This is a genomic window from Vreelandella sp. ssv (assembly GCF_059448525.1).
Window position 1 is genome coordinate 2,218,903 of sequence record NZ_CM182545.1, and the last position, 11,578, is coordinate 2,230,480.

11 protein-coding genes are annotated in these 11,578 nt (G+C 53.3%); 8 read left to right on the plus strand and 3 right to left on the minus strand.

Features of this window, described 5'->3' with window-relative positions; translation table 11 throughout:
- The first annotated feature begins 78 nt into the window (after positions 1–78).
- The 4 genes from AC5TBW_RS10190 (at position 79) to AC5TBW_RS10205 (ending at position 3,254) form a co-directional block, all read left to right on the plus strand.
- Positions 79–582: a hypothetical protein gene (locus AC5TBW_RS10190; RefSeq protein WP_495508473.1), complete on the plus strand. Its 504-nt coding sequence runs from the start codon at positions 79–81 to the stop codon at positions 580–582.
- Between the two features lie 25 nt (positions 583–607).
- Positions 608–1,819, plus strand: coding sequence for a CynX/NimT family MFS transporter (locus AC5TBW_RS10195; protein WP_495508474.1), 1,212 nt, complete (start codon positions 608–610; stop codon positions 1,817–1,819).
- Between the two features lie 35 nt (positions 1,820–1,854).
- Complete coding sequence (locus AC5TBW_RS10200) at positions 1,855–2,925, plus strand: asparaginase (protein WP_495508475.1); 1,071 nt, start codon at positions 1,855–1,857, stop codon at positions 2,923–2,925.
- An 89-nt stretch (positions 2,926–3,014) separates the two neighbouring features.
- The gene (locus tag AC5TBW_RS10205; protein WP_495508476.1) at positions 3,015–3,254 is read left to right on the plus strand and encodes a DUF2789 domain-containing protein; all 240 of its coding nucleotides are present in this window, start codon (positions 3,015–3,017) and stop codon (positions 3,252–3,254) included.
- Between the two features lie 39 nt (positions 3,255–3,293).
- On the opposite strand, the gene AC5TBW_RS10210 is transcribed toward AC5TBW_RS10205, so the two are convergent.
- The gene (locus tag AC5TBW_RS10210; RefSeq protein WP_495508477.1) at positions 3,294–3,710 is read right to left on the minus strand and encodes an SRPBCC family protein; all 417 of its coding nucleotides are present in this window, start codon (positions 3,708–3,710) and stop codon (positions 3,294–3,296) included.
- A 208-nt stretch (positions 3,711–3,918) separates the two neighbouring features.
- Here AC5TBW_RS10210 and queC point away from each other — a divergent pair, with 208 nt between their 5' ends.
- Genes queC through AC5TBW_RS10230 form a run of 4 tightly spaced genes read left to right on the plus strand, consistent with a single transcriptional unit; the run spans position 3,919 to position 6,372 of the window.
- The gene (queC, locus tag AC5TBW_RS10215) at positions 3,919–4,629 is read left to right on the plus strand and encodes a 7-cyano-7-deazaguanine synthase QueC (RefSeq protein WP_495508478.1); all 711 of its coding nucleotides are present in this window, start codon (positions 3,919–3,921) and stop codon (positions 4,627–4,629) included.
- The gene (gene queE / locus AC5TBW_RS10220; RefSeq protein ID WP_495508479.1) at positions 4,629–5,273 is read left to right on the plus strand and encodes a 7-carboxy-7-deazaguanine synthase; all 645 of its coding nucleotides are present in this window, start codon (positions 4,629–4,631) and stop codon (positions 5,271–5,273) included. The genes queC and queE overlap by 1 nt, the downstream gene beginning before the upstream one ends.
- Positions 5,273–6,118, plus strand: coding sequence for a 6-pyruvoyl trahydropterin synthase family protein (locus tag AC5TBW_RS10225; RefSeq protein WP_495508480.1), 846 nt, complete (start codon positions 5,273–5,275; stop codon positions 6,116–6,118). The genes queE and AC5TBW_RS10225 overlap by 1 nt, the downstream gene beginning before the upstream one ends.
- The gene (locus tag AC5TBW_RS10230; protein ID WP_495508481.1) at positions 6,115–6,372 is read left to right on the plus strand and encodes a YkgJ family cysteine cluster protein; all 258 of its coding nucleotides are present in this window, start codon (positions 6,115–6,117) and stop codon (positions 6,370–6,372) included. The genes AC5TBW_RS10225 and AC5TBW_RS10230 overlap by 4 nt, the downstream gene beginning before the upstream one ends.
- 43 nt (positions 6,373–6,415) lie before the next feature.
- On the opposite strand, the gene AC5TBW_RS10235 is transcribed toward AC5TBW_RS10230, so the two are convergent.
- Complete coding sequence (locus AC5TBW_RS10235; protein ID WP_495508482.1) at positions 6,416–10,315, minus strand: ATP-binding protein; 3,900 nt, start codon at positions 10,313–10,315, stop codon at positions 6,416–6,418.
- A 27-nt stretch (positions 10,316–10,342) separates the two neighbouring features.
- On the minus strand, positions 10,343–11,014 hold the full coding sequence (locus tag AC5TBW_RS10240; RefSeq protein ID WP_495508483.1) for a MiaE family protein: 672 nt from the start codon (positions 11,012–11,014) through the stop codon (positions 10,343–10,345).
- Positions 11,015–11,578: the final 564 nt, after the last annotated feature.

The window sequence follows — 11,578 nt, forward strand, 5'->3', positions numbered from 1 at the left end:
CGCCTTTACATATTCCAGCCCTTAGTATCGGACAGCAATTTTAGCCGTTAGGCATGAACAACTTTTCATGGAGTGATTATGGCGTCTTCTCAACTTATGGCGGAGTATCGCCAATGGCTGACGTTTCAGCGTCAAGAGCAACTCAGCCGCGAGCATCAAGGTATTGTGCAGCGTTTAGAAGACGCTCGGGCATCTGCAAATCAAGTGATGCAGGCTTACCGCAGCATGGCTGAAAAGGCTTCTATCGAAGGCGCTTGTTATCGCACCATCTTCTTGCGCCAACGCGATGACAACCACGCCCTGCCCTGCGAAGGCTGGCTGTTTGTGCGCCGCGTGCTGAGCGAGGGAAATAGCACCCGCGTACGCGTTACCCTGCTTGAAACCTTTACCCTGGAAGACGGCATTATGGCGCCAGGTGATAAACCTGCACGCAAGCTCACATTAGAAATATTTGATCAGCTTCAGATGGACAAAGGCATGCGCACTAACGTCAGAGTGGATTGCCTAGACACCTCACAAGACTATCACTTTATTACGCTACTCGATGCCGTTCGCGGAGACTTGCGCCCCCACCTTAAGTAAGCATTGGTATGAAATAAGCATCGATATGGCATCGCGTCGTTCAATTACGTTTATTTTGCTAATGGTCGTGGTAGGGCTAAATTTACGCCCTGCCATGTCATCCGTCGCCCCTTTGCTAACGCGCTTACAAGAGAGCGCGGGGCTATCAGCAACCGCGGCGGGGCTACTCACCACGCTTCCCGTGCTTTTTCTAGGCCTTTCTGCGCCACTTGCCCCTGCGCTTGCCAAGCGAATAGGCAGTGAGCGGGCGCTGAGTTGGGCGCTGATACTTCTCACCGCAGGGCTTATTTTGCGTGGCTTGCCGCTTCCCGGTGTGTTATTCGTCGGCTCTGCCATGGCAGGCTGTGCCATTGGCATTAGCGGCACCTTATTGCCCGCCCTGGTGAAACGTGAACTTCCGGACAGTGCCGACTTATTGACCGGCCTCTATACCATGGCGCTCTGCTGTGGTGGCGCATTGGGCGCTGGCCTAAGCGTGCCATTAACGCAACTGCTGGGCAGTTGGCAGGCAAGCCTAATAAGCTGGTCTTTGCTGGCACTGCTAGCGCTTATTCTGTGGCACTATCAAATGCCACGCGCCTACCGATCGAATACACCTACTGCCCCTAAAAGCGGCATTCTACGCCTGCTTAAACAGCCGCTGACATGGCACGTCATGCTGTTTATGGGAATTCAATCCTCCATGGCATATATCGTTTTTGGGTGGCTACCCACCCTGCTAGTCGATCGCGGCTATAACGAAGCCGATGCAGGCTGGACCATGGCTGTATCGATTATGTGCCAACTGGTGTCTGCGTTAGGGGCTCCCTGGATAGCACGCATGGGGCGAGATCAACGCCCCGCGTTGTTGCTAGTTTTACTATGCACCGCCATGGGACTCTGGATGCTACTTATCGCACCACTGATATGGAAATGGCCCGGCGCAGCTCTGCTAGGTATTGGCCAGGGTGGCAGCTTTAGCTTAGCGCTAAGTCTGTTAGTCTTGCGCACAGCCAATTCACGTCTTGCAGGCCAACTTTCAGGCCTTGTTCAGGGCGGTGGTTATACACTGGCAGCACTCGGGCCATTCGGCGTGGGTGTGATGCTTCAATCAGGCGCGAGCACTTCGCATATTGCCTGGCTGTTAATCACCCTGATTACGGCTTGCTGTGGCTTTGCATTGCTAGCGGGACGTAATCAACGCCTCGATGACCAAAGCGGTGGACTTTTGGTAGAGCGGGTCGCACGCAGTAACTGATTCGCAGGTTTCATCCAAAACCTTAGGAGACGGCTATGCCCCCCTACTCCCCTTTAGCCAGTAATACCTCGACCGAAGAACGCATTCTAGTGATCTATACCGGTGGTACGATTGGGATGCAACCGAACGCCAATGGGCTAGCTCCAGGTGGTAACTTTGCGACCCGAATGGCAGAAGCGCTTACTCAACTGCCGCTTGCACATCAGCAGGCGCTTCCCGCATATGAAGTCATTAGCTACTCGACGTTGATAGACTCAAGCGCTGCCACGCCGCTTACTTGGCAACAACTGGCCCGGGATATTAACGACCAACTGACCTCTTACGCTGGTTTTGTGATCATCCATGGCACCGATACTCTCTCCTGGACCGCGGCTAGCCTTGCTTACCAATTGCAGGGCGTAGACCGCCCAGTTGTCGTCACCGGGTCCATGTTTCCTCTGGAAACCCCAAAAAGTGACGCCCTAGAGAACCTACATGGGGCACTGAAGTTTGCCGCCACACCTGCACTACAAGAAGTGGTCATCTACTTTGCAGGGAAGCTATTCCGTGGCACTCGCGCCATCAAACAGCACAGCAATGCGGCTGACGCTTTTGCCAGCCCTAACTACCCGTTGCTTGGCGAGCGAGTGGGCAACGATTTCGTTTATTACCCTAGCCGAGGACTCGGGGTCCAGCAACGGGGCGCACCCCGCTTCGAACTCCCTGACTACCGTTTGGTTAATCAAGGGGAAGTCGTTCGCATTGTACTCTGGCCAGGTATTTCAGCTTGGCAGTTGGATGCATGGCTCAGTGATTCGCGTGTTAAAGGGGCACTACTCCAGCTTTGGGGTGCGGGCAATCTACCCAATGACCCTAGCCTGCTGGATGTTCTAGCTAAAGCCAGTGGGGAAGGCAAGCTGATCGCGGCTATTAGCCAGTGCCCCCAGGGCAGCGTTCATCTAGGTGCTTATGCAGCGGGGCATGGTCTCAGCGACGCAGGCATTATGGCAGGCGATAACATGACGCCGGAAGCCGCGTACACTAAGCTTACCCATTTATTGGCACAGCCCCTTGCTTTAGAAGATCAGCGGCAGCGCTTTTTAACGCCACTCGTCGGTGAGCGTTAACACTTCATGAATGCCGCAGTGCTGGCATTAGCTGAGATTCAGGCTATGGTGAAGGGAGTTAACCTAACAGTTTGAAGGAGCAACAGATTATGGAAAAACCGGTACACCATTTTAGCGAGCTATTTGAACAGTTGGGCCTTGCTTCTGACACAGCCTCCATAGAACGCTTTATACAACGCAATGCTCCTTTGCCAGAAACAATGCCCCTTGCTGAAGCCCCTTGCTGGAACGAAGGACAGGCAGAGTTTCTTAAAGAAGCGGTTGATGAAGATGCCGATTGGGCGGAGGTCGTCGATCACCTTGATGCCTCAATGCATAAATCTCAATAACTCCACGGTTTGATGATCAATGCGCCGCCTAGTGCGGCGTTATTGATTTAAACGCGCCTGAACGCGCTCAAGGATTTGTCGGCTTACTTTACCCACTAACGGCTTTGCGGCCTTGTTAACGGCTTTTTCCATTAATCGGTTGCGGATCTCATAACTTAGTGTCAGCGACACTTCCGTGCCTTCTGGCACTTCACGAAGTTGATATCGCCCCTGGTTTTTAACGCCGTCTAACGACTCCCAAGCAAGCACATGTGGCGGCTGGATCTCGGTAACCAAGACATCAAAAGGCCAATCCATACCCACTGCCCGCACGTGCCATCGATAACGATTCTCACCAAGTGAGTCGATAGAGCGAATCATATCGGAGTAGTCAGCAAAGTCTTCCACACGGCGTAAGAGTTCGAACACGCGCTCGGGTGGTGCATTAACAATTTCACTGTGTTCAATGATGGCCATCGGTATCCCTCTAACAGTGTGGACGCTTAGCGTAGCATGTTGATATTAATGCTGCCCGCCAACAAAGTTTTTGGCTCAATGTGCGCTAAAACTGGTCAGATTAACGGCTATTGCGTAAACTGCCGCCCTTCCGGACCGGACCCCGGATCGCCGCGCCAGCTTAGTGCTGTTCGCGATTAATAAATTCTCCGACAACGAGTGTTTCCTCATGTCATCAATATCCCCTGCAGCGCCCAATAGCGCCACGACGGTCGTTATCTATTCCGGTGGAATGGACTCCTTTACCGTACTGCACCGCGCACTGCGTGAAGGCCTCAGCGTACACGCGCTCTCGTTTGACTATGGTCAGCGCCATGCCCGAGAACTTGATACGGCTCGCCAAGTTTGCACCTCACTTGGTGTGCCACACCAAGTGATCGACATTCGAGCAATTCACGGCTTGATCAATAATTCAGCGCTCACCAATCCAGACCAAACAATGCCTCACGGCGACTACGCCACGGATAATTTACGCGCAACGGTGGTACCTAATCGTAATATGATTTTGCTCTCACTTGCGATTGCCAAAGCAGTCAACATAGGAGCCGGGCGCGTCGATTACGGAGCCCATGGCGGCGATCATATTCTCTACCCCGACTGCAGGCCTGAATTTGTGGAAGCCATGAATCACGTCGCCGGAATCGCCAATTTCGAGCCCGTCAAGCTTCACGCTCCCTACCTCTCAGCCAGCAAGGCAGACATCTTGCGCGACGGTCTGGCCATGGGTTTGGATTACCGTGACACCTGGACATGCTATGAAGGCCGCGAATTCGCCTGCGGTGTGTGCGGCAGCTGCCGCGAACGGCTAGCCGCTTTTGCCGCCAATGGTGTCACTGACCCTCTTGCATATAGCCCTGCCAACACGATAGGTCAGCCCTGATGTATCAAATCAAAGAAGCCTTTTACACTCTGCAGGGAGAAGGCGCCCAAGCAGGCAGGGCAAGTGTTTTTTGTCGCTTTACCGGCTGCAATCTCTGGTCGGGCCGTGAAGCCGATCGTGCAACGGCTAAATGCACCTTTTGCGATACTGACTTTATCGGTACCGATGGCATCAACGGCGGAAAATTTGCCACTGCCAGCGCCCTTGCGGAACATATTGTCTCGCTATGGCCCAGCCAAAGTGGTGAGGCAACGCCCTATGTGGTGTTTACCGGCGGGGAGCCTTTACTGCAGCTGGACGCGGCATTAATTGCCTCACTGCACAGCCATGGGTTTGAGGTGGCCGTCGAAACGAATGGCACACTTGCACCGCCCCCTGGTATTGATTGGCTATGTGTAAGTCCTAAAGGTAGCAATCCGCTAGCCATTACCCAGGGCGATGAATTAAAGCTTGTTTACCCTCAGGTGGACGCTCCTCCTGAGCAGTTTTCGGGCCTTGGGTTTCGCCACTTTTTTCTACAGCCAATGGATCTTACTCCGCTCAATCAGGCTAAGACCACCGTTAATGAAGCGACCGCTTACTGTATGGCCAACCCGCAGTGGCGCTTATCGCTGCAAATGCACAAATTAGCAGGTTTTGATTAATGTCTTTATTCGTTACACAACTGACGCATATCGACGTCTCTCTCTGGTGTTCCAAGCGTGGCTTAGTCGGCTGTAGCTGGCAGGTGGATGCAGTACTGGATGGCGAGCTAGGCGAAGATGGCATGCTGTTTGATTTTGGTGAAGTAAAACCATGGATCAAGCGCACCCTGGACAACGGGCTTGATCATACCCTGCTAGTCCCCATGCAAGCGCCAGGCGTCAGTGTCACCGAATGCACCGAAGGCCTATGCGTTCGCACCAACATACCCTATTCGATGGAAGTGCGCGGCCCGAAAGAAGCGTTTAGCCTGCTGCCATGGCAAACCATTGAACTTGAGACGGTTGCTGAGCATTTAAGCCAGCAGCTGACCCAAGAGCGGCCAGAGAATGTCCACCGGGTCACCTTAACGCTTAGCGATGAAGCCATTGATGGCGCTGCCTATGGCTACACACACGGCCTAAAGCGCCATCTAGGCAACTGCCAGCGTATCGCCCACGGACACCGTTCACGACTGTATATCTTTCAGCAGGGCGTACGTCAACCCAAGCTCGAACAGCAGTGGGCGACATGGTTGGAAAATCGCTATTTGCTTGAAGAAGCGGATATTTCCTCACAGGATAATGACTTCCTTACCTGCGGCTACCGGGCCGCCCAAGGTGATTTTTCCATTACGCTGCCACAGTCGCTATGTGCCGTCCTGCCCGGCCCCACCACGGTAGAAAATATCGCCGCTTGGTTGGCTAAAGAGGTAGCCACGCAAAGCGGTATAACCACGCGCATCCAAGCCTTTGAAGGCATCAATAAGGGCGCAATGGCCTTGTCTTCACCCAGTGTTGCGATATGAGTGAAGGATGTCGTGCGGGGTGTGGCGCTTGCTGTATAGCGCCTTCAATTAGCTCAGCCATACCCGGCATGCCTGAAGGCAAGCCAGCAGGCGTTCGCTGCGTGCAGTTAGACGAGGATAACCTGTGCCGCCTGTTCGGCGATCCGAGCCGCCCCAGAGTCTGCGAGCGGTTTAACTTTGATGCTAGCGTATGCGGCGAGCACCGTGACGAGGCGCTCGCCACGCTAACGTGGCTAGAGCAAGATACCCGCTAAACATCAGCGCACCTTACCCTAATGACACCATGAAGCTGCGCTATTAGCTCTCGATATCCACTGGATGCGGTAAACGCCGATCCAGCAAACTGATCCAACGCGTCAGTACCGGGGCATCACTGTGACTGACTTCGCTCAACAAATGGCGGAAGCACTCCTTGGCCTGCTGGTCATTTGGCTCTATTCGCGTCAACCATAGCTCCAGGGCCGCTAGTTCCTGATGACGATTGCCATGCTCGCGGGATTGGTTAATCGCCATTTCTGCCAGTGCTTTGACTTCATTGGCTGGGTGACCCAGCAAATCACGCACTTTGGCTAGCTGGGTGGCTAATTCAGGCAGAAAGAGCGTAGTGCGCTCTCGAGCAATCACCAGGCACTGATCAAGGTAATCTTCTGCAGCGTTTAACTCGCCAAGCTCAATACAGGCGTCCGAGTACCACAGTACTGGCCGCTGATAGCGATCACGCCCATTGAGTTCCGCCATTTGCTCTAGACTATCGCGCAATTGCGTTAACCCGGTGGCATCACCCGCTAATGCCCGCTGCCAGCCAAGAATGCTTTGTGCAGAAATTTGCCATAGCTGTAGATCAGGAGTACCGGTCATTGCAGCCGCCCGTTCTGCGTGTCGCGCAGCTAGGTGCACGTGACCTAATTGACGATAGAGCGCGGCCGCAAATAGCAGCGCCAGGGCCAAGGTGCCGGGGTGAGCAATCTTCTCCGCCAACCGAATGGCCGCTGAAACTTGACGCTCGGCACGCTGATAATCGCCACGTAAGCAGAGCGCCCAGCCTTGGAAACAAGCGGCAGAGACTTGCGGGTGATCGGAGAACGGCAGCCACTCAATCATCATCTGCGCATTAAGCGGATCGATTTCATCTAGATGATCGTGCGCCTGCTGAATGCGTCCAGCCCAATACTCGCAATTAGCCCGGGCATAATCGGCTAAACGGCGATAGCGCGGGTCTTCGAGGCGTGACGCGATATCGGCCAAGGTCGAGGCCAAGGCAAACGCATCCGCATGGGCATAGCGCTGACTACGACCGACCCACAGCCCCCATTTAACTAGAAATATCTGCTCAAGGTCTTCCGGGTCTTCGAGGCTATCACTACCCGACTCCCGCAGCAGCTCTCTGGCGCGCACGAAGCTTTCATGAGCGGTCGGCGAACCATGCCCTTCTAATGAAAAGGCTGCCTGGCCGCGCACGGTGAGCAGGCTGACTTCACGCTCGATCTCGTGATCAACGTGACGCAGGCTGGCTAAACCAAAGTCGGCCATGCGAAGTGCCGTTTTATTAGCGCTCACTTTGAGCGCTTCGCGGGCGGCCAGCTCAAAATAGCGTGCGCCGCGGGCATAATGACCGCTACGCCGCAAATGGGTCGCAAAATCGCCAGGGTGGCGACTAATCCATACCGGGAAGCGCTCCTCAATTAAGGTCACCACCTGCTGATGAAGCTTTACACGGACATCACGTGGGCAGGATAAATAAGCGGCTTCTTGCAGCAGCTGATGGCTAAACTGGTATTCGTGCTCGCCACTGTCTTTATCGACCGGCTCGACAATCTCCAGTACCCGCATATGCTCAAGCGCTTGGTTAAGCCGCCCTTTTTCCCAGCCACTGCACTCAAGCAGGAAGTCCAGCCGGAAACGCTTACCAAGCACTGCCGCCACATGGGCAATTTCGCGATCCACCTCAAGCTGGTCGATACGGCTTGCCAAAAGCCCTAACAACCCCTTGGGAAGCTCATCAAACTGGACACTGCGGCCTTCCCGACGATCCATATCCAAGCGACGGCAAATCTCCTGCATATAGAGCGGCACGCCATCGCAACGCTCAATAATCTGATTACGCAGCCGAGGACTCAGGTGAATGCGGTAACGCCGTGACAGCTGTGACAGCAGTCGCGAAGACTGCAAGGCATCCAGATTGCCTAAACTAATCTGCTGGTCCCAATGCAGCTTCACTGGCAGCACTTCCCTGCCATGGTGGCTGGCAACCAACATAAAGGCTGTATTAATGGGTAAACGTGCCTGGAGTCCGGCCAAGACCTTGAAAGAAGGCTCATCAAGCCACTGTAGATCATCGATCATTAGCACAAGCGTATGGGTGGTCGCCTGGCGCTCTATTAAGCGGTGAAGCAACATTACCACCAGCTCAACGGCCTCACCGCTTTGAGCAAGCTGGGTAATTTCCTGTACTTCTTGCACCCCAAGTGCCTGCTCTAATAGAAGCTGGCGGTCTGGGGCAAGCTGATCGAAGCCCAATGTTGCCTGTAACTCGTGAATAGATTCAACGGTCAGCGTCTGTTTGAGATACCAGCCAACCAGCGTACGGGCAACGCCATAAGGATCCAGCACCGACAGCCGCGTGGTGGGCTGCCAACAAATCGCCGCATCACGACTTAGCTCTAATTGGCGAAAACCGACCATTAATGCCGATTTCCCCATGCCCGATGCCCCACGCACCAAAACGCTTTGACGTAAGCCAATTCCCGCTCGTGCCAGTGCATCACGTAAAGTACGCAATGACGTTTCACGGCCAACCAAGCTCGGCGGCAAGGCGTCGCGGCCACCTTCGTTTTGACCCAGCACCAGGGCACGTAAACGAACGCGACCGTCGCTAGCTATCAAGCGTGATACCAGCCTCGGCTGTAAATCGAGCGCCGGCGGCATGTGTTGGCTGGCTTCTTGAGAAATAACCAGCTCACTGCCTTCAGCTGCGCTCATAAGTTCTAACGAGGTTTGCGTCACCTGCCCAAGAGGGTCCGCTAACTGGCGCTCAGGGAGATAGACAACTCGACCACTGTGTAAGCCAGCGGCCAGTTCAAATTGCGGCACGTCCCCTTCACCAGACCAGTGGCGGGCACTCTCTTGAGGCAGAGCCTGGCGGCAATGCTCATAAAGCGCCACCAATTCCGCTAATTGATGCGCGGGTCCGTGAGTACCAAAACACGCCAACCCTAACCCCCCAGTAGCACCTGGAAGCCAAAAGCCACCCAGGTGATGGCACTGTTGCTCTAACCAGCGCAGTAATTCTAGCTGCAGCGTAAGGCAGTGGCGTGTCGCCGCCCGATCCTGCCACTCCCCTTTTAGGTGCAGGCGAATAGCCATTACGGAGAGCTGGCGCAGCTCAATTTCGTCTTCACGCAGGGGTTTACTGTCCGCGGCCAGTGCTCGGGAAAAAGCACCTTGTGGACTCATCATGCGCGGATCATGGTGCCCATCTGACCAGAAGCTAGCCAACTGTAAAAAGCTGGGCTCAGGCTGCTGACCTGATAGGGCTAAGAGCTGCAAATAGCTATTGTACTGCTCATGGGCAGCGGCCATTTGGTTCTGTTCAGCGAGTTGACGAACCAAACGCTCATGAAATGGGCCGTAGCCTGAAAAGCGGCTAACCAAGGTTTCCAGAATGGGATCAGGTACATCTGTATGGGCTTCAAGCACCTGTTCAGCAAAACGAATGACACGCTGGCGCCACTCATTACGTACCTGGACTAACCAACGCTGAAATTCGCTACAGTTGGTTAATTGAAGCTCTTCAATCAAATCGCCTTGATAACAAGACATTAATGCCTCAAGGGTATCTAAATCACGCGGCCCTTCCAGCAATTGCTGCAGCGTATGAAGATCTACCTGCCAATGAGCAGGGAGTTGAAAAGCAATTGTTTGCCGAGAGACGCTTAACACCTGGTCGGCACTCTCTCCCAACGACTGGCGTAAGCAGTGCAGCGCATGACGCAGGTTGGTTCTGCCTGACGATAACCCTTGATCGGGCCACAACAACTCTGCTAAAGCCGCACGATTAACAGGCTGGCGATGCAAAAGAAGATAAACAAGCAGCGCCTTTACTTTGTCGTAGCTAAAGTGGGTTAGTACATCTTCGCCCTGGGTAAGCGAAAAATGGCCAAAGAGGGTTAACTGGTCAGTCTCACGAGCATCGCGCATGATAAACATCCTGCCGGGCTAAGCGGCTTAAGCTGGCACACCGCTATGAAAACGAAAAGCCGTATCGGGCGAAGTAATCAGCTCCGCTTCACGCGCTACAAAAAAAGCGATCCGCTCATCAATTGAGTCCGATGTTTGCTGGCGAGCCAGTAACAAATAGTCCTCAAAATGACGACCTTCTGATTTCACCAAGGTGCGATAAAACTTGGCTAGCTCTTCATCTAAATAGGGAATCAAGCAAGCGAATCGTTCACAGCTACGCGCTTCGATAAGCGCACCGATGATTAACACATCGATGAGCCGTTCGGGGTCGTTACTACGTAAGTGTCTCCGTAGGCCTTCCGCATAGCGTGATGCCGTTAAGTGTTGGTAGGCAACGCCACGTGCTTCCATTAACGCTACCACTTGCTCGAAATGCAGCAGCTCTTCGCGCGCTAACTGTGACATTTTGCTAAGCAACAGCGGTTGATCAACGTAGCGATAAAGCAAACTCATTGCCGTGGAAGCCGCTTTTTTCTCGCACTGAGCATGGTCTATAAGCAGTGTTTCAGGGTTTTCAAGCGCCCACTGCAACCACTCTCTAGGGGTATCGCAGCCCAAAAACTGGTGCAAACTTTCTGGCAGCAGATCATCAGCTTTCACACTATGCTCAGCCGTTTTCAAGGCACTCGTATGTAATGCACTGGGTTGTATCAACATAACACCATTACCGATCTTGTATTTCACTATTGTACAACATTTAAGCGCGCAAGGCGCTTAGTCCCTGTTGCTTGCGGTTGTTAATACCTAACATCGATTATTACTAATGTAGCAGTGGTCCCAAAAGTGCTCCACACACTTTATAGGCATCATTCATCGCCACGTTTTACTGGCTGACACTCTGATACTTATAGCTACACAGCAGCATGATGACTCTAAGGTAATAAATTGAGGACTATGGTAACGCGCTGTAACGTTAATCACACCTGCACATGCTTAGGTTAACTTAGAAAGAGAAAAAAACTTTCCTGAACTAGAGCTAATCGACTAATTAAGCGCGCTTTTTTGATTCATTCTGATCGCGACATCAACACAAAGTACAAGAGTCGTCTCCTCTTGCCAGCTTAACATTGTCGACAGTTTGCCGTAGAATCTCAGCCATCCAACCATATGCTGTTTGTCAAGCGTATGTCATATGTGAATGGCCCTGCTTTTAACCCTGCGCTGCTACCACCGTGCAACGTATAGGCCGTCACCATAAAGTAAATGAGAACGTAGATGAGA

What these genes read in the sequence shown, in the direction of transcription:
- AC5TBW_RS10235 (WP_495508482.1), bottom strand. Translation starts at nt 10,315, where the DNA reads ATGCGCGATGCTCGTGAGACTGACCAGTTAACCCTCTTTGGCCATTTT.
- AC5TBW_RS10240 (WP_495508483.1), bottom strand. Translation starts at nt 11,014, where the DNA reads ATGTTGATACAACCCAGTGCATTACATACGAGTGCCTTGAAAACGGCT.
- queE (WP_495508479.1), top strand. Translation starts at nt 4,629, where the DNA reads ATGTATCAAATCAAAGAAGCCTTTTACACTCTGCAGGGAGAAGGCGCC.
- AC5TBW_RS10190 (WP_495508473.1), top strand. Translation starts at nt 79, where the DNA reads ATGGCGTCTTCTCAACTTATGGCGGAGTATCGCCAATGGCTGACGTTT.
- AC5TBW_RS10195 (WP_495508474.1), top strand. Translation starts at nt 608, where the DNA reads ATGGCATCGCGTCGTTCAATTACGTTTATTTTGCTAATGGTCGTGGTA.
- queC (WP_495508478.1), top strand. Translation starts at nt 3,919, where the DNA reads ATGTCATCAATATCCCCTGCAGCGCCCAATAGCGCCACGACGGTCGTT.
- AC5TBW_RS10210 (WP_495508477.1), bottom strand. Translation starts at nt 3,710, where the DNA reads ATGGCCATCATTGAACACAGTGAAATTGTTAATGCACCACCCGAGCGC.
- AC5TBW_RS10200 (WP_495508475.1), top strand. Translation starts at nt 1,855, where the DNA reads ATGCCCCCCTACTCCCCTTTAGCCAGTAATACCTCGACCGAAGAACGC.
- AC5TBW_RS10205 (WP_495508476.1), top strand. Translation starts at nt 3,015, where the DNA reads ATGGAAAAACCGGTACACCATTTTAGCGAGCTATTTGAACAGTTGGGC.
- AC5TBW_RS10230 (WP_495508481.1), top strand. Translation starts at nt 6,115, where the DNA reads ATGAGTGAAGGATGTCGTGCGGGGTGTGGCGCTTGCTGTATAGCGCCT.
- AC5TBW_RS10225 (WP_495508480.1), top strand. Translation starts at nt 5,273, where the DNA reads ATGTCTTTATTCGTTACACAACTGACGCATATCGACGTCTCTCTCTGG.